The sequence below is a fragment of the Tepiditoga spiralis genome (assembly GCF_014701195.1).
GTDB lineage: Bacteria > Thermotogota > Thermotogae > Petrotogales > Petrotogaceae > Tepiditoga > Tepiditoga spiralis.
Map to the genome: position 1 here is coordinate 132492 of NZ_AP018712.1, position 18092 is coordinate 150583.

The window sequence follows — 18092 nt, forward strand, 5'->3', positions numbered from 1 at the left end:
AACATTTTTGAAAAAATTTTTTTATTGGAGTATAATATATTTATAAGAGTGTATTATACGAGGTGATAAAAATGGATGATGTAAAAATAAAATCTTATAAAACTTTTGATCTTTGGCTAAATAATGTTGATGATTCTTTAAAAAATGAATTACTCACTATAAAATCTAATGAAAATGAATTAATAGATAGATTTTATAAAGATTTGGAATTTGGAACAGGTGGAATGCGAGGAAAAATAGGTATAGGTAGTAACAGAATGAACTTTTATACTGTAGCAAGAGCTTCACAAGGTTTTGCAAATTACTTAAAAAAAATAAAAGATTTTCCTTCAATAGTAATAGCTTATGATACAAGGAATAAGTCTGATTATTTTGCAAAAAATGCAGCACAAGTATTTGCAGCAAATGGAATAAATGTATATTTATTTTCTGAACCAACAGCAACACCTATTTTATCTTACGCTGTAAGATATCTTAAAGCTGATGGTGGAATAGTTATTACTGCTAGCCACAATCCAGCAGAATATAATGGGTATAAAGTATATACTTCAAATGGTGTCCAAGCAGTACCAAATATCGCTGAAAAAATAATTGAAGAAGTGAATAAACTAGACTATTTTAAAGATATAAACATTATAAAATATGAAGAAGGTATAAACAATGAAAAAATAATTGAATTAGATAATGAAGTATACAATAATTATATAGATGAAGTTGAAGGTTATGTTCGTACATTAGTTCCAGAAATAAACAATAATTTAAAAATAGTGTATACCCCTTTGCATGGTACTGGATTCAAACCAGTTTCTGAAATTTTAAAAAAATTAGATTTTAATATTGAAATAGTTGAAGAACAAGCAAAAAGAGATATAAATTTTTCTACAGTAAAATCACCAAATCCTGAAGAAAAAGAAGCCTTTAAACTTGGACTAAGTCTCGCAAAAAAAAGTAATGCTGATATTGTTTTAGCAACAGATCCAGATTCAGATAGAATTGGAGTTTTCGAAAAATATAATAATGATTATATTTCTTTTAATGGAAACGAAATGGGAATTATGCTTTCACATTTTATTCTTTCAAAATTAAAGTTACACAACTTATTACCTCAAAATGGAATAATAGTAAAAACTATTGTTTCTACAGATATGATTAAGCCAATTGCTCAACATTTTAATGTATCAGTTGATGAAACACTAACGGGATTCAAATTTATAGGAGAAAAAATAGAAGAATATAAATTCAATAGAAAAAATAAATTTATTTTTGGATTCGAAGAAAGTTATGGATACTTAGCAAATGAACATGCAAGAGATAAAGATGCTGTAATTGCTTCAGCTTTAATTTCTGTTATGGCTTCAGAATTAAAAAAAGAAGAAAAAACTTTGAAGATGTACTTAAATGAATTGTATGAAAAATATGGATATTATAAAGAAAAATTAATGACTTTTACCTTTGAAGGATATTCTGGAGCTCAAAAAATAAGAAATATTATGGAAAAAATAAAAAATGAACCTCCAATAAAAATAAGTTCTTTTAGACTTTTAGAAACTATTGATTATAACAAAGGACACAATAATCTTCCAAAATCCAATGTAATAGAATTAAGATATGGAAGTATAAAGTTAATAGCAAGGCCTTCAGGAACAGAGCCAAAGATAAAGTTTTATATACTAGTTAATTCTGATTCTGAAGAAAAAGCTCTTAATTTAATTTCCGATGTAGAATTAATTATTTTTAACTTAATAAATTAAAAAGAAGTGTTCTTAGAACACTTCTTTTTTCAATTATTTTAGTTTTACTTTAAATTCTCCTGGAAAATGACAAGAAACAAAATGATCTGGACTAATTTCTTTTAATGGTGGTTCTTTTTTAGAACAAATATCTTTTGCTATTGGACATCTTGTATGAAATCTACATCCTGAAGGAGGATTTAATGGACTTGGAACATCTCCTTGTAAAATAACTCTTTCTTTCTTGTATTCTGGATCTGGCATAGGAATAGCTGACATCAAAGATACTGTGTATGGATGTAATGGATTATCAAACAGTTCTTCTTTTGAAGTCAATTCAGCTATTTTACCAAGATACATTACAGCAATTCTATCACTTATATGCTTAACAACAGCAAGATCATGTGCAATAAAAACATATGTAAGATTAAATTCTTTTTGTAAATCATACATTAAATTTAAAATTTGTGATTGTACAGAAACGTCTAAAGCAGATACCGCTTCATCAGCAACTATTAACTTTGGTTTTAAAGCAAGTGCTCTTGCAATTCCTACTCTTTGCCTTTGACCACCTGAAAATTGATGAGGATATCTATATAAATATTCTCTTGATAAACCAACTTTTTCCAATAAATCTCCAACTATTTCAGTTGCTTCTTTTGAATCAGCAATTCCATGAGTAATCATACCTTCGGCAATTATATTTTTAATTCTCATACGAGGATTCAATGATGAATAAGGATCTTGAAAAATTATTTGAGCATTTTTTCTAAAGAAAAGTCTTTTTTCATGTATATTAGATAACATTTCTTCATGTAAACCATGATATCCATCTTTAAAATATATTTTTGCATATTTTTTATCAACATCTTTTTCAAGTGTTTCTATTACTTTTTTTTCATTTCCTAATTTGTTTTTTAATTCATCAAATCTTTCAACATAAGTTTTCTTTATATATTTTTTTGATTCAAAAGAATTCATAAACCATGGTGTTGTATCATGCCCTTCTATCAAAATTCTTCCTGAAGTTGGATTTAAAAGTCTTAAAATTGACATACCACTCGTACTTTTTCCACATCCAGATTCTCCAACTAATCCTAATGTTTCACCTTCATATACCTTAAAAGATATATCATCAACCGCTTTTACTTGTGCAACTACTCTTTTAAAAACTCCTGCTTTTACGGGGAAGTATTTTTTTAAATTTTCAACTTCAAGTAAAATCTTTTTTTCAGCCATTATTTATTCTCCCCCTTTACCTTTTGAATTTCTTTAACCAATTTATCAACATGCCAACATCTAACTATATGACCATTTTCAATTTCTTCTAATTCAGGTTGTTGTTTTTTACATTTTTCATCTGCTAAAAAACATCTATTTGAAAATTTACATCCCTTTGGAAAGTTTAAAGGAGTTGGAACATTTCCTGGAATTGCCCAAAGTCTTTCAACATCTTCTTCTATCTTTGGGATTGAATTCATTAATCCCCATGTATATGGATGCTTTGTTTTTTTAAAAACAGTTATTATATCACTACTTTCAACAACTTCACCACCATACATAACAACTGCTCTATCAGATATTTCAGCAACAACACCAAGATCATGTGTTATAAAAATAATAGCCATACCATATTCTTTTTGCAAATCTTTCATTAATTCAAGAATTTGTGCTTGTATAGTAACATCAAGTGCTGTTGTAGGTTCATCTGCTATTAAAACTTCAGGATTACAAGAAAGTGCCATAGCAATCATAGCTCTTTGTCTCATACCTCCAGAAAGTTCATGTGGATATTGATCAACTCTCTCTTCTGGTTCAGGTATTCCAACTTTTCTTAAAAGTTCAATAGCTCTATTTTTAGCTTCATTCCCTTTTAAATTCATATGAAGTTCCATCATTTCCATCATTTGTTCTCCTATTGTAAAAACAGGATTTAATGCTGTCATTGGTTCTTGGAAAATCATAGAAATTTCATTACCTCTAACGTGTCTCATTTCTTTATCAGAAAATTTTGTTATATCTTTTCCTTTATATATAATTTCTCCTTCTGGAATAAATCCATTTTCATCCAAAAGTCTCATTATACTCAATGATGTAACTGATTTACCTGATCCAGATTCACCAACAATAGATAATGTTTCACCTGGATATAAATCAAAAGATAATCCATTTACAGCTTTTACAATTCCGTCTTCAGTTTTAAAATATGTTTTTAAATTTCTAACCTTTAAGATTGGTTCATCTTTTTTTGTCGACATAACAAACCTCCTTACATTCTGAGTTTTGGATCAAAGATGTCTCTCAATGCATCACCAACAAGATTCCATGCAAGAACAAAAAGAACCATTGCTATACCTGGATAGGTTATTGTATACCAATATTGTAATGCATTACTTCCACCACCAAGCATCCAATCTCTTGCATAAGTTAAAACAGAACCCCAGTCAGCATAACCTTGAGGAGCACCAACACCAAGAAAACTCAAACCAGCAGCTGTTATAACCATTGAACCAATTCTCATAGAAGCCTGTACAACTACAGGGAAAATTGTATTTGGTAATATATGTTTAACTATTATTTTTGCATCAGATACTCCAAGTGCTTTTGCAGCAAGTACATATTGTTCATTTTTTGTTTGTAAAATATTACCTCTTATAAGCCTTGCAGTTCCCATCCAACCAAACACAACGAGTGCAATCATAACTTTATCCAATCCTGTTCCAAGAATTGTAGTTAATACCATTGCAGCAAGTAAAAATGGAATAGACATAAAAATATCTGTAATTCTCATTAATACTTCATCTATCCAGCCACCAAAATAAGCAGAAATAGATCCTATAAATAAACCTATTATTGTTCCAGAAATAACAACAATTAATCCAATTTTAAATCCTGTTCTAACTCCCCAAATAACTCCATAATATATATCTTTACCATTACTAACTCCAAAAGGGTGATCTTTTGAAGGTGGTTCAGGTTTTGATGAAAGTGTTACATTAGGCATTAAATATGGATCAAAATTTATGGATTTTACATAACTTTTATAAAGCTCATTGTATATCTTATGAGCATCACTTTCAAAATTTTTTGAATTACTTAATTGTTCTATTCTTGATTTTTCCTTTGAAGCTTCTTTTTTCTTTGTTTCATAAGTCTTTACCAATGAATTTAATTCATTAATAACTTTTTTATCTCCACTGTTTAATTGATCAACATAACTTTGATCAATTATATATTCATCTGCAAGACTTAATAAAAATTCAGAAAAATCTTTCTTTGATAATTTATTGCTTTTATATTTAATTAATTTATCTTTTAAATCCATTATAGTATCATAATCAGTTAAATAAAAATCATATGATAATTCATAATAAGATTGAAAAGAATCCAATATATCTTGTTTTTTATCTTCTGTATAATTTGCTAAATAATTTGAAATATCTTCTAAATCTGAATCATTAGGTATTGAAACAGGTGCAAGAACAGGTGCCAATATTCCTATTATTATAAAACCAATTAATAAAAATAAACCAAACATGGCAGATGGATTTTTATAAAATTTTCTCAGCATTCTTTTTATTTCTTCATTATTCATCAATTCTCACCTACCCTAATCTAATTCTTGGATCTACAATTGCATAGACTATATCAATAACAAGATTACCAAAAACGAGTATTCCAGAAGAGAACAATAGACTACCCATTATTGAACCATAATCTAATTGTTGTGCAGCTTGTGCTGCAAATCTACCTATTCCTGGTCTGTTAAAAACAGTTTCAACTATAACAGCACCACCAAGAAGACCTATAACCATTTGACCAGCAACTGTAGTAACAGGAATTAAAGCATTTTTCTTTGCATGTTTGTTAATAACAACATTTTCAGAAAGTCCTTTTGCTCTTGCTGTTCTTATATAATCTTTCCTTAAAACTTCAAGCATAGAAGCTCTTGTAATTCTAAGAAGATAAGCCCACCATAAATAAGCCATTGTTAATATAGGTCCTATGAGATGTCTCAATGCATCCCAAAAAATGTCAAGTCTCCCATTCAATAATCCATCTATAGTTAATAATTTCGTATATCTATGAAATTCAGGAGAAGCTACTACTGCTTCTGCATTAACTCCAAGTTTTCCAGGTGGGAACCATCCCAATCCTACATAAAAAATCATTAATATTAATAAACCAAAGACAAAATCAGGCAGCGACCAACCAATCAATGCAAAAATTCTTATTGAATGATCAGCAAATTTATTATGATGAACTGCCGCTTTTATTCCGAGCCAAATACCACCTGCAATTATAGGAAGTATTGCATAAAGTGCTAGTTCTACTGTATATGGAAATCTTTCTAAAATGGCTTTTGAAACTTTATCTTTACCAACAATTGACCATCCTAAATCTCCATGTAAAATTCCATTTAACCATACTCCATATCTAATATACCATGGATCATTTAATCCATACTTCTCTTTTACAGCTTCCATTTCAGCTGGAGACATTTTATCAATTGCATTTGCATCCACATAAGCTGAAAGAAGTTGATCTGAACCAAGAAGTTGCATAATAGAAAAAACAATTAAAGTTACCCCAAGCATTATTAGTGGTAACAAAAGCAACCTCCTAATGATATATGACGTCAAAACTTTTCACCTCCGGTTAATGTTTTATTAACTTGAAAAAGAAAATAAGGAAGGGGCTACCGCCCCTCCCTTAAGTATTTAATTTTTATTATTTATCTGATTTATAAAGTGGATAATAATTAGTACCTGGCCATATTGGATTTCTTACCCAACCTTTAACCCATTTTCTTTGTACTCTTGAACCATATGGTTGATAAAGTGGCATACTTACAGCATATTTATTTACAAATTTTTGAATTTGTTCATAAAGTTTTTGTCTTACAGATGGATCAGGATGTTTTGCTGCATCTTCAATCATTTTATTTAATGATTTTGCACCAAAATCTGGTTGTGGTTTATTTGCAAATTCTGCAAAGTTAGCACCATAGTATGATCCATAATCTCCATTGCTATCATAATATGTAAAGATGAAGTTATGTGGATCAGGATAATCAGCTAACCAACCAATTATATAAACTGGCATTTTTCCATTTTTTCTTGCATCAAGGAATGTTGGCCATTGAACACCTTTAACTTCACAATCAAATTTAGGATTGATTTTCTTTAAATTATCTCTTAAAATTTCTGCTGATTTTTGTCTTGCTTTGTTACCTGTGTTGTAAAGAATGGTCATCTTGAATCCTCTTTGCCATAATTTACCTCTATATGCTCTCTTGAAATATTTTGTTGCTAATTTAAGATCAAATTTAAATTTAGGTAGATTATCATTGTATCCCAAGAATCCTTGTGGAAGAACTGTTGGTGTTTGATAACCTTCACCATCTAATACTTCTTTTATAAATGCTTGATAATCAAATGAGTAAGCAAAACCAAGTCTTACATTTTGATCTTCAAAGAAGTTAGTTGGTATACCTTGTCCATCAAATTTACCAGAACCTATATATTTAGAATCTGCTTTTACACTCCAATTAAATGAAAGAGCTGTAATTGATACTGATGAAAGACCTCTTTTAACAAATACATCTGGATTTTGTTCTACTTGTGAAAGGAATTCTGCAGGAGTTGAAATTTGATCTGCTTCACCTTTTTCAAGCATAGCCTTTCTTGTACTCCATTCATCGATACCAGCAATTATAACTTTTTTAAGTTTTGCAGGTGTTCTCCAATAATTATCATTTCTTACAAGAGTAACTCTTTGTTGTGTTCTATCCCATGATTCTAACATGAAAGGACCTGTTCCATTTGTTTTTGCATAAAGTGGAGAATCTTCTTTTTTCCAATCGTGATACTTCCACCATCCGTCAGGATTTCCATCCCATAAACCTATACTTGCACTCCATTCTTTATCAAGAATAGCTCCCCAAGAAGAACCTTGTGCAATTATATTTAAAAATGCTGCAAATGGAGCTGCTAAATGAATATAAACATCGTCGCCTTTAACTTCTACAACAGGATCTATAACATCTTTATAAAAGTTAATTAATGTATCTTTATATTTTGGTAAAATATTACCTTTAGCATCAAACATATCTTTATATGCAACACCTGCATATTTTTTTACCATTGATTCAACATCATATGTTCCTGAACCAAATAAAGCTTCAAAAACCATCCATAAAGGACCTGCACTTGGATCTGCTAATAAAGCTCTTTCAAAAGTATATTCTACGTCTGAAGGAGTTAAATCATTTCCATTGTGGAATTTAACGCCTTTTCTTATATGGAAAACATAAGTTTTACCATCATCTTTTAAATATCCATTGTCAACTGATGGAACTTCTGTTGAAAGTCTTGGTAAAAACTTAGACATACTTTCTCCATCGTATTCAACAAGGTTTTCATAAACATTAAAAATAACTTCACTACTAGCCGTATCATAAGCTTGATGTACGTCTAATGTATCCGGTTCACCTATTGTTGCATTAAAATAAGTGTCTGGATTAACAACATTAGAAAAAACAGCAGTAACCATGAGTAATGCCGTTAAAAGAACAAAAAGTTTCTTCATCCGTTTTCCCCCCTTAGAGAATTTTTTGAAAAAACATGAATTTGATTGAATAAAATGTTAAGTGTAATTAACTTAACTAACTTTCAAACCATACAGAGATATTCTACCATAATATTTCTAAAAATGCAAGTAAGTTAATTTAATTTTACGATTATTAATTATTAAAGAGAAAATGTTTCTTTTTAATCAATAAACGTCTTTAAAAGCCTTTGAAAAATTTAATATTTTAACATATATCAAAAAAGAACTGTAATTAACTTATGATTACACTATAATTAACTCATAGTACCGAAGTAATACAAAAAAAGAGTTCAGCAATTTTACTAAACTCTTTTTTTTAATTCATTCATTATTATATTTTTATATTTCATATTAATTTTAATTGAATTGTTATTTTTAAAAACAAGTTTTTCTTTTCCTTTTGGTGCATTTCTCGAAAGAGCACTAACAAGTGCTGATACAGATTTTTTATTTTTTAAATTCAATTTTTTTAATAATTCTTCTGTTGTTGTTAATTCTACTTCACATAAAAATATTAAAAACTTAAGGGTTAATGGTTTTAGTTTTTTTAAATAAGAATTAATTTCGTCTTCTTCCCATAAATTTTTTGAATTTGAAAAAATTGAAGCTATTGCTTCTGCTCTTAATTCTATATCATTAGATAAAATATTAAATATCAATTCTGTATTTGGTTCTGAAAGCTCTGCTATTTCTATCAAAAATTCTAATGCTTTCGAAGTTAATTCAATAGATATTTTTTTTTCACCGTACATTAATTCTTTGTCTTTATAAACCATATTTAATTTATTAAAAAAACTACTCATTAACATTTCTAATAAATAATTTTGAACTTCAAAATTTTCTAATTCTTTTATAGAAGAATATATTTCTTTAAAATCCAATACTGTTTTTAAATTATTGAATATTGATTCTTCTAATTTCTTTCTATTTTCATTTTTTAATAATTCTTTACCCAAAAATTTATAAAGAGTTTCTAGTGTTTTCTTATACATAATAAAAAACCTCCATGTTTTGTTGTATAATTAAAGTAGTATTTTTTAGTTGTAAAATACAAACAACTTGTATATGATATTATACACTATGTATTTTTAAAAATTGATTTGGAGGAAAAAATGTTAAAACAATTAATAGTTGATGAAAAAAATTATTATAAAAGGTTAGATAAATTTATAAGAAATAATCTTTCAGAAATAAAATTAGGGGCTATATATAAATCTTTTAGAAAAGGAAATATAAAAGTTAATGGAAAAAGAATTAAAAAAAATGATTATGAAATAAAAATAGGAGATATCATTTCAATATATTATAATGAAAAAAATGAAGATATTATAAGACCAGAAAAACCAGAAATGAAAGCAAGACCACTTAAATTCGATATCATATATGAAAATAACGATTTCATTGTAATAAATAAACCTCCAAAAGTTTCTATGCATCCTGGAACAGGCGAACAAATGGTAACTATAATAGAAGGATTGCAATATTATGCTAAAAATTCAAATAATCCTTTCGAACCCCATCTTGTTCATAGATTAGATAAATTAACTTCTGGAACTTTGGTTATTGCAAAGAATAAAATGGTTTCTCGTGATTTAAGTTCTTTAATCTCAGGAAGAAAAGCAGATAAGTATTATAAAACTTTAGTTTTTGGAAAATTAAAACCAAAAGGAACTTTAAACTCTTTAATTAATGAAAAAAATGCAAAATTAACTTATTCTTTAATTGATGAATTAAATCTTCCCGAAGGTACTTTTTCTTATATAGACGTTCATCTTTTAACAGGTAGAAAACATCAAATAAGAGTTCAGTTTTCAAATATTGGACACCCAATTATTGGCGATGATCTTTATGGAAATAAAGAAATCAATAAAATATTTAGAAAAAAATATGGTTTAAAGAGATTTTTTTTACATGCATACAATTTAAAATTTGATTATAAAAATAAAAAATATGATTTTTATGCTCCTCTTTATTCTGATTTAGAAAAAGTTTTTGAAAATATAAAAAGGATTAAATAATGAAAAAAAAATATATAATAATTATTTCTATAGTATTTGTGTCTTTTTTTTCGTTTTACTCTTTATTTATAGATATAAGTGATACAAAATACTTTTCATTTGTTGAACCTAAAAAAGTTCAATTAAATAATTACGTTTATTATAAGTACAATAATTATGTTTTTTTAAAAGATTTTAATAGTATTTCAAAAAAAAATGACTTACAATTTTTAAATAAATTAATAAAAAATAATGATATAATATTTATAGTAGAATTTTCTGACTTTGATAAATATTTCAGTAAAATAAAGAATGAAACCGCTTTAGATCTAAATAAATTTAAATATTGTCATTATATAAAAGTAAAAGAAATAGAAAAATACGATGATGAAATAATAGTACAAAGATTCCATAGAGCTTTAAAAGAGCGAAGAATAAAGGTTTTTTGGATACCAAACACATTAAGAAAAGATGAATTAACACTTAAAATTAAAAATAATTTAAAATATGAAAAACCAATAAATGATTTATCTTATTTTTCACCAAATCATTTAATAAAATATATTTTTTTTCTTTTAATATTCTTTAATATATATATTTATTTACCTTTTTTTTCAATAATTTATTTAATTTCTTTATTATTATTTAAATCATGGTCTTATGTTACAGCTGCAACTATTTTTTCATTCATTGTATATTATAAAATTTCTAAAAAAAATGTTTTAAAGGTAGTTTTTTCTTCTATTTTTTTTGGAATTATGGTATACTTCAGTGGATATGATTATTTATTAATAAACAAATTAAACTCTTTAAGAGGTATAAAAGTACTATTAATAGCTTTACTTTCATTTGAAATAATAAACCAATTAAAAAATTTTAAGTTAAAGAATTTAAAAAAATTTGATCTTATTACTATATTACTTATAATGTTTTTTTCTATTATATACATATTAAGAAGTGGAAACTGGAGTTATGTTAGTAACTTTGAAAGAAAAATGCGAGATATTATAGAAAAGATATTTATAGCAAGACCAAGAACAAAAGAACTTTTATCATACCCTTTTTATTATCTAAATAATACGGGAATAATAGTTTCTTTTTTTAGAACATTGTTAATAGTGTCAATTTTAGATACTTTCCTGCATTTTCATACACCACTTTACTTAGGGATTTTAAGAACTTTAAATGGTTTATTCATTTATTTGTTCACATTTTTTGTTTTTGAACTTATAAAATATTTTAGAGGTGGAAAATGAAGTACTCTGTTGAAGATTTAAATATTGAAAAACTCAAAAATGCTATGGAATTTGTAAAGTCAATAGTAAATGATAATAATTTAATATTTAAACTACAAATGGCTGTCGACGAAATAGGTAGTAATTCTTTTAAATATGGAAAAAAAAGCAAATTACACATTTATTTTAATAATGAAGAAATACATTTACAAGTAGAAAATTCTGGTAATCCTATACCAAAAGAATATCTCGAATTAAATGATGACAATTTTTTCTTGTCTCAATCTTTATCAAGAGGCGGAGGTTTGGGACTTCATATAATAAAAAATTTATGTGATGATTTTAATTATATAAGAAAAGAAGAAAAAAATATTATCTCTATAAAATTTAAAAAATAGCAACGAAATCGTTGCTATTTTTTATTTATTATTATAAGCTTTAATTCCTTCAGCAAGAATATAACATGCTCTTCTTAATTTTGATGGTTCTAAAACATATGCTATTCTTAATTCTTGAAGTCCTGCTCCTTCAGTAGCATAAAATCCATTTAAAGGTGCTACCATAACAGTTTCTCCATCTATATCAAAATCATTCAACATAAATTTTATAAATTCTTCTGTATTATCTACTGGTACTTTAACTGAAACATAAAATGATCCTTTTGGTTTCTCAAAAGATAATCCTTCAATTTTAGAAAGTTCCTCATAAACAATATCTCTTCTCTTCATATATTCTTTTTTTACATTTTCCATATATTCTTCAGAAATATTATTCAATATTCCTACAGTTCCATACTGTTCAACAACAGGCGAACAAAGTCTTGATTGTGCAAATTTCATTACTTGTGAATACAATTCTTTATTCTTAGTTGCAAAAACCCCAATTCTCATTCCACATCCACTGTATCTTTTTGAAATACTATCAACAACTATAAATCTTTCTTTATCCTCAAATTCCATTATAGAAACATGTTTTGTTCCATCAAAAGTAAATTCCTTATACACTTCATCTGATATAATGTATAAGTCATGTTTTTTTGCAAAATCAACTATTCTTTGCAATTCTTCTCGAGTATAAACCGCACCTGTTGGATTTGATGGATTTGAAAATATAATTGCTTTAGTTTTTGAAGTTACAACCTTTTCAAATTCCTCAGTTGGTGGAACTGCATATCCATTTTCAGGAACAGCCCTAACTGGTAAAAGTTTTACATTTAACATTTCAGCAAAACCTTTATAATTAGCATAAAATGGTTCTATTACTATAACTTCATCATTTGGATCTGAAATAGCAGCAAGAGAAAAAACAATTGCTTCACTTCCACCTGTTGTTATAATTATATCTTCAGGATCAAAATCTATGTTCATTTTTTTATAATAATTAGAAAAAGCTTCTCTCAATTCTATTATACCTGCAGAATGAGAGTATGCAATTACTTTTGATGGAAGATTACTTATAGTACTAAAAAATTCTTTTGGAGTTTCTAAATCAGGTTGTCCTATATTCAAATGATAAACTTTTTTCCCAGCTTTTTTGGCTTTTTCTGCAAAAGGAATCAACTTTCTTATTGGTGATTCTTGCATATTTAAAACTCTTTCTGAAAACTTCATAAACTCACCTCTCAAATTATATTTTTTCATTATGAATGATACAACTATTTTATAAAAAAAACAATTATTAAAACATTCGATTTAAGTAAAATAAACCTAATTTATAGTAAGTAATGCTTAATAACTCAAATATAATAAAAATTTTTTTATTAATAAGTTTCACATTAATTTTTATATAAATAAAAGTAATTATTTACACACAAAAATTTTATAATTATTACAAAAACAAATTTTTTATAAATATTATCTTGTTTTTTGTTAAAAAATAATTTAAAATATTGCAAAAATATTTAAAAATGTGTTATTATATTATTACCCCAGTTAATTTTAGGGAAAAGTTATGTAAATTTTCGGAGGGATAAGTATGGTAGATGGAGTTATACTCGCTGGTGGTTATTCTAAAAGAACAGGTGTTATGAAAATGTCTTTAAAATTAAACAGTAAAACTGTTATTCAACACACTGTTGAATCAATGATAAATGTTTGTGAAAATATAATCGTTGTTTGCGGATACAAAGCAGAAGAAGTTTATGACTTAGTAAAATCATATAAAAAAGTTCAAGTTTATTATAATAAAAATTATCCTAAAGGCATGTTTACTTCAGTAAAAGAAGGTATAAAACATGTAAAAAATGACAGATTTTTTTTAACTCCAGGAGATTATCCAAAATTAAATAAAAATATATATGAAACTTTATTAAAATATAAAGAAAATATAGTAATACCTGCATTTGGAAATAAAAAAGGACACCCTGTATTAATGAATAGTTCTTTGATTTCAGATATTCTATTAGAACCAGATACATTATCATTAAATTATTTTATAAACAAAAGAGAATATAGAATTGTAGAAATAAATGATGACTCAATTATAAATGATATAGATACATTAGAAGATTATGAAAATATAAAAAAATACTTTAAAGGGGGTGAGTAAATGAAAATAAGTGACTCTGTAAATAGAATAGACAATAAGGAAAAAATTTCAGGTAAAGCAAAATACATTGATGATATTAATTTCCCATCACTTTATTATGCTTCAACTCTACGATCAAGTATATCTCATGGAAAAATTTTAAATATAAAAATCCCAATTCTACCTGAAAATTACTTCATAATAGATAAAAATGATATTCCAGGAAAAAATATTGTAAAGATAATAAAAGAAGATATGCCTTTTTTAGCTGAAGATGAAGTTAATTATATAGGTGAACCGATTTTACTCATTGCTGGTCCTGACAAAGAAGAAGTTAATAAAATAAAAAATGCCATAGAAGTATCTTATAAATCATTAAAAGCTGATTTTGAAGGTAAAGAAATAATTGAAAAGTATAGTTTTGAAAGTGGAGATATAAAAAAAACATTTGATGAAAGTGATGAAATTTTTGAAAGAACCTATAAAACTGGATATCAAGAACAAATCTATCTAGAAACACAAGGAATGATAGGAAACATTGAAAATAATCAAATCACTGTTTATGGATCTATGCAATGTCCATATTATGTAAAAAATGCTCTTGATCAATTAATGAATTCTGATACAAGAGTAATCCAAACAACAACCGGAGGAGCTTTTGGAGGAAAAGAAGAGTTTCCATCTTTAATAGCTGGGCATGCAGCACTTGCTGCTTTAAAAACAAAACATCCTGTAAAAATTGTTTATGATAGAGCAGAAGATATTATATGTACAACAAAAAGACATCCATCTAAAATTATTATAAAAACATCTTTAAAAAATAAAAAAATTACAGGTATAGATGTTGATATATCTTTAAATGCTGGTGCGTACGCTGGATTATCCGAAGTAGTACTTCAAAGAGCTATGTTTGCCGCAATTGGTGTATACAATATAAAAAACTTAAGGGTAAAAGGAAAAGCTTTAAAAACTAATACAGTTCCAAATGGAGCATTTAGAGGATTTGGAGCACCTCAGGCTTTTTTTGCAATAGAAACACATATGAATAATATTGCAATGTATTTAAATAAAAACCCACTTGATTTAAAAACGGAATACTTATTGAAAACAAGTGATTCAACATCAACTGGTGGAATTTTTAGAGATGAAATAAAACTACCAGAAATGATTAAAAAAATAACGCAAGAATCAAAATATTATAAAAAATATGAAGAATTTAAAAATAAAAAAAATAAAGGAATTGGAATTTCACTATTTTTTCATGGTGGCGGATTTACGGGAAGTGGAGAACGGGACATAATAAAAGCAACTGTAAAATTGGAAAAAAACAAAGATAAAATAGAAATTTTAGTATCAAATGTTGAAATGGGGCAAGGGCTTCAAACAACTTTTAGAAAGATAGTTGCTCATGCTTTAAATAAATCTTATCATGAAATAACATTTAAAAATCCAGATACATTAAAAGTTCCTGATTCTGGTCCAACAGTTGCTTCAAGAAGTATTATGGTAGTTGGAAAATTATTAAAAGATGCTGCTGATGAGTTAAAAAATAATTTAGATAAAGAAGTTATAACTATTGAAAAACATTATAAACAGCCAAATTATATAAAATGGGATCAAGAAAAAATGAAAGGTGATGCTTATCCAACTTATTCGTGGGGAATTGACATAGTTGAAGTTGAAATAGATGATATAACTGCAGAAGTTGAAATAAATAATATTTGGACTATTAACGATGTTGGAATAGCAATAGATAACAAAATAATAAAAGGACAAATAGAAGGCGGAATAGTTCAAGGTTTAGGTTATTCTTACTTAGAAGTAATGAACATAAAAAATGGAAAAATACTGCAAAATAACCTAACCAATTATATAGTTCCAACTTCAAAAGATTTCCCAAAAATACACAGTAGTTTAATAGAAAATCCTTATATTGAAGGTCCTTATGGTGCAAAAGCAGCTGGTGAACTCCCATTAGTTGGAGCAGCACCTGCATTTGTTGGAGCTGTGCAGAATGCTTTAAATAAAGAATTTTATGAAATTCCTTTAACACCAGAAAAAATAATGGAAGTGATGCATAATGAAAATTAATTTTATATTAGATAAAAAAGAAATAACATTAGATGTAAATCCTTTAAAAAGATTATTAGATGTTTTACGAGATTTAAAAGTTACAGGAGTAAAAGAAGGCTGTGGCGAAGGTGAATGTGGAGCATGTGCAGTATTAATAAATGGAAAGTTAGTTAATTCTTGTATGGTAGCAGTTGGTAATATCCAAAATAAAACTATAACAACCATTGAAGGCTACAAAACAAATAAAAAATATAAAATAATAGAAGAAGCTTTTGAAGAAGCAGGAGCCGTTCAATGTGGATTTTGTACACCAGGGATGGTAATAGCAACAGAAGCGTTGCTTTCAAAAAATCCAACACCAACAGAAGAAGAAATTAGAGAAGGGATATCTGGAAACATTTGTCGTTGTACAGGATACAATATGATAGTCGATGGAATAAAATTAGCCTCCAAAAGAGGTGAAAATTTATGGAAATAGCTTATAAACCAAAAACTTTAGAAGAAGCTTTAAAAATTAAAAATGATTTAAATTGTACTGTATACGCTGGTGGAACAGACTTAATGGTTAAATACAAAAATTTATCTATTCCAAATATTAAAAATACTGTTATTTTTATCTCTGATTTAAAAGAATTAAAGAATATAAAAATAAATGAAAAAATTGAAATAGGAGCATGTGTAACTCAATCAGAATTAATACATTCTAATCTTCCAAACATAATAAAAAATATCTCTTCTCAAATATCATCACCAGCAATAAGAAACTTAGGAACTATTGGCGGGAATATATGTAATGCTTCTCCAGCTGGTGATTTATTACCATTATTATATTCTTTAGATTCTAAACTTACTCTTCAATCTTATGATTCAATACAAGAAGTTTTAATTTATGATTTTATTATTTCACCAGGAAAGATAAAATTAAAAGAAAATGAGATTTTAACAAAAATATCCTTTAAAAACATTAATTTTAATAATATTTATTACAAAAAAGTAGGTACAAGAAAATCAAATGCTCTATCAAAAATTTCTTTTCTAGGATTAGCCAATATAAATAATGAAAATAAAATTGAAGATATTAGAATTTCTTTTGGAGCAGTTGGTCCAACCGTTATTAGAAATAAAGAATTAGAAAATTCTTTAATAAATAAAAAAGTAAATGACTTAAGAATAAATAGAATTTTAAATTCTTATTCAGAAGTAATAAAACCAATAGATGATTTAAGATCAACATCAAAATATAGAAAAACCGTATCTTTGAACTTATTAGAAAATTTTTTAAGGGGGTTGGTAAGATGAAAAAATTTTTTTATGTACTTTTTTTTGGAGCTCTTTGGGGATTAACTGAAGCAACTCTTGGTTATGGATTACATTTTATTTCTGTTTTTATTCCTGGTATAGCGGGTTTTGTAATGTTTGCTTTTGCTTTTTTATTTATGAATATGGCATACAAAAAAACAAAAAATCTTTTTACAGTGATTGAAGTTTCAATGGTAGCTGCTTCTATAAAATTATTGGATTTAGCACTTCCAATTCATCCAATAAAGGCTATAAATCCAGCAATCTCAATTTTATTTGAAGGATTAGCCGTATTTACATTTCTTTATTTATTCAAAAACAAAAAAAGTTTTACTAGCATATTTACAATGAGCATGTCTTGGAGAGTAGCTTTTGTACTATTATCTTTTATTGAAATCCCTCTTAATGCTCCTAATTTCGTAATAAGTAAAAACTTAATTGAAATAATGAACTTTTTAATAATTGACTCTTTAATAAATTCAATAATAATATATGCATTTATGAAAAAAATAAAATTACCTGAATTTAAAAGAATTAAAAATATGAAAATTACTCCAGCTCTTTCTTTAGTCATTCTTTCAGTTGCGATGTTAGCAGAATTGAATTTGAGATAAGGGGTG

Annotated in this window: 15 protein-coding genes and 2 pseudogenes; 9 read left to right on the forward strand and 8 right to left on the reverse strand. The window is 26.8% G+C overall.

Going from position 1 to position 18092, the window contains the following annotated elements:
- Positions 1-71: 71 nt before the first annotated feature.
- On the forward strand, positions 72-1751 hold the full coding sequence (locus IGS63_RS00625; protein ID WP_190615125.1) for a phospho-sugar mutase: 1680 nt from the start codon (positions 72-74) through the stop codon (positions 1749-1751).
- 33 nt (positions 1752-1784) lie between these two features.
- Here IGS63_RS00625 and IGS63_RS00630 read toward each other — a convergent pair whose 3' ends face one another.
- From IGS63_RS00630 to IGS63_RS00655, 7 genes and pseudogenes are all read right to left on the reverse strand, one after another.
- On the reverse strand, positions 1785-2969 hold the full coding sequence (locus IGS63_RS00630; RefSeq protein ID WP_190615126.1) for an ABC transporter ATP-binding protein: 1185 nt from the start codon (positions 2967-2969) through the stop codon (positions 1785-1787).
- Positions 2969-3988: an ABC transporter ATP-binding protein gene (locus IGS63_RS00635; RefSeq protein WP_190615127.1), complete on the reverse strand. Its 1020-nt coding sequence runs from the start codon at positions 3986-3988 to the stop codon at positions 2969-2971. Before IGS63_RS00635 ends, IGS63_RS00630 begins: the two co-directional genes overlap by 1 nt.
- An 11-nt stretch (positions 3989-3999) precedes the next feature.
- Positions 4000-4746: pseudogene (locus tag IGS63_RS11815) on the reverse strand (ABC transporter permease); the annotation flags it as partial.
- A gap of 456 nt (positions 4747-5202) precedes the next feature.
- Positions 5203-5325, reverse strand: a pseudogene (locus tag IGS63_RS11820) (ABC transporter permease); the annotation flags it as partial.
- A 10-nt stretch (positions 5326-5335) separates the two neighbouring features.
- Positions 5336-6373, reverse strand: a complete 1038-nt coding sequence (locus IGS63_RS00645) for an ABC transporter permease (protein ID WP_190615128.1) — start codon at positions 6371-6373, stop codon at positions 5336-5338.
- A gap of 88 nt (positions 6374-6461) precedes the next feature.
- Complete coding sequence (locus IGS63_RS00650) at positions 6462-8321, reverse strand: ABC transporter substrate-binding protein (RefSeq protein ID WP_190615129.1); 1860 nt, start codon at positions 8319-8321, stop codon at positions 6462-6464.
- A gap of 323 nt (positions 8322-8644) precedes the next feature.
- Positions 8645-9334: a hypothetical protein gene (locus IGS63_RS00655; protein WP_190615130.1), complete on the reverse strand. Its 690-nt coding sequence runs from the start codon at positions 9332-9334 to the stop codon at positions 8645-8647.
- Positions 9335-9454: 120 nt separating this feature from the next.
- Here IGS63_RS00655 and IGS63_RS00660 point away from each other — a divergent pair, with 120 nt between their 5' ends.
- The 3 genes from IGS63_RS00660 to IGS63_RS00670 are packed head-to-tail and all read left to right on the forward strand — an operon-like array spanning position 9455 to position 11972.
- Entirely contained in the window at positions 9455-10360 is a 906-nt protein-coding gene (locus IGS63_RS00660; RefSeq protein WP_190615131.1) for an RluA family pseudouridine synthase, read from the forward strand.
- A complete protein-coding gene (locus tag IGS63_RS00665; RefSeq protein WP_190615132.1) occupies positions 10360-11595 on the forward strand; it encodes a DUF5693 family protein in 1236 nt (411 codons plus the stop codon). The genes IGS63_RS00660 and IGS63_RS00665 overlap by 1 nt, the downstream gene beginning before the upstream one ends.
- Positions 11592-11972 carry an ATP-binding protein gene (locus IGS63_RS00670; protein ID WP_190615133.1) on the forward strand — a complete coding sequence of 127 codons (381 nt, stop codon included), beginning with the start codon at positions 11592-11594 and terminating at the stop codon, positions 11970-11972. Before IGS63_RS00665 ends, IGS63_RS00670 begins: the two co-directional genes overlap by 4 nt.
- 21 nt (positions 11973-11993) lie before the next feature.
- Here IGS63_RS00670 and IGS63_RS00675 read toward each other — a convergent pair whose 3' ends face one another.
- Positions 11994-13184 carry a pyridoxal phosphate-dependent aminotransferase gene (locus IGS63_RS00675; protein ID WP_190615134.1) on the reverse strand — a complete coding sequence of 397 codons (1191 nt, stop codon included), beginning with the start codon at positions 13182-13184 and terminating at the stop codon, positions 11994-11996.
- A gap of 364 nt (positions 13185-13548) precedes the next feature.
- Here IGS63_RS00675 and IGS63_RS00680 point away from each other — a divergent pair, with 364 nt between their 5' ends.
- Genes IGS63_RS00680 through IGS63_RS00700 form a run of 5 tightly spaced genes read left to right on the forward strand, consistent with a single transcriptional unit; the run spans position 13549 to position 18086 of the window.
- Entirely contained in the window at positions 13549-14121 is a 573-nt protein-coding gene (locus IGS63_RS00680) for a nucleotidyltransferase family protein (RefSeq protein ID WP_190615135.1), read from the forward strand.
- Positions 14122-16191, forward strand: coding sequence for a xanthine dehydrogenase family protein molybdopterin-binding subunit (locus tag IGS63_RS00685; protein ID WP_190615136.1), 2070 nt, complete (start codon positions 14122-14124; stop codon positions 16189-16191).
- Positions 16181-16651 (forward strand): (2Fe-2S)-binding protein, encoded by a 471-nt coding sequence (locus IGS63_RS00690; protein WP_190615137.1) that lies wholly within the window; start codon positions 16181-16183, stop codon positions 16649-16651. Before IGS63_RS00685 ends, IGS63_RS00690 begins: the two co-directional genes overlap by 11 nt.
- Entirely contained in the window at positions 16642-17472 is an 831-nt protein-coding gene (locus IGS63_RS00695; RefSeq protein ID WP_190615138.1) for an FAD binding domain-containing protein, read from the forward strand. Before IGS63_RS00690 ends, IGS63_RS00695 begins: the two co-directional genes overlap by 10 nt.
- On the forward strand, positions 17469-18086 hold the full coding sequence (locus IGS63_RS00700) for a hypothetical protein (RefSeq protein WP_190615139.1): 618 nt from the start codon (positions 17469-17471) through the stop codon (positions 18084-18086). The genes IGS63_RS00695 and IGS63_RS00700 overlap by 4 nt, the downstream gene beginning before the upstream one ends.
- The last annotated feature ends 6 nt before the right edge of the window (positions 18087-18092 follow it).

Coding starts and splice junctions, on each gene's coding strand:
- IGS63_RS00625 (WP_190615125.1), top strand. CDS start 72: ATGGATGATGTAAAAATAAAATCTTATAAAACTTTTGATCTTTGGCTA.
- IGS63_RS00630 (WP_190615126.1), bottom strand. CDS start 2,969: ATGGCTGAAAAAAAGATTTTACTTGAAGTTGAAAATTTAAAAAAATAC.
- IGS63_RS00635 (WP_190615127.1), bottom strand. CDS start 3,988: ATGTCGACAAAAAAAGATGAACCAATCTTAAAGGTTAGAAATTTAAAA.
- IGS63_RS00650 (WP_190615129.1), bottom strand. CDS start 8,321: ATGAAGAAACTTTTTGTTCTTTTAACGGCATTACTCATGGTTACTGCT.
- IGS63_RS00655 (WP_190615130.1), bottom strand. CDS start 9,334: ATGTATAAGAAAACACTAGAAACTCTTTATAAATTTTTGGGTAAAGAA.
- IGS63_RS00660 (WP_190615131.1), top strand. CDS start 9,455: ATGTTAAAACAATTAATAGTTGATGAAAAAAATTATTATAAAAGGTTA.
- IGS63_RS00665 (WP_190615132.1), top strand. CDS start 10,360: ATGAAAAAAAAATATATAATAATTATTTCTATAGTATTTGTGTCTTTT.
- IGS63_RS00670 (WP_190615133.1), top strand. CDS start 11,592: ATGAAGTACTCTGTTGAAGATTTAAATATTGAAAAACTCAAAAATGCT.
- IGS63_RS00675 (WP_190615134.1), bottom strand. CDS start 13,184: ATGAAGTTTTCAGAAAGAGTTTTAAATATGCAAGAATCACCAATAAGA.
- IGS63_RS00680 (WP_190615135.1), top strand. CDS start 13,549: ATGGTAGATGGAGTTATACTCGCTGGTGGTTATTCTAAAAGAACAGGT.
- IGS63_RS00685 (WP_190615136.1), top strand. CDS start 14,122: ATGAAAATAAGTGACTCTGTAAATAGAATAGACAATAAGGAAAAAATT.
- IGS63_RS00690 (WP_190615137.1), top strand. CDS start 16,181: ATGAAAATTAATTTTATATTAGATAAAAAAGAAATAACATTAGATGTA.
- IGS63_RS00695 (WP_190615138.1), top strand. CDS start 16,642: ATGGAAATAGCTTATAAACCAAAAACTTTAGAAGAAGCTTTAAAAATT.
- IGS63_RS00700 (WP_190615139.1), top strand. CDS start 17,469: ATGAAAAAATTTTTTTATGTACTTTTTTTTGGAGCTCTTTGGGGATTA.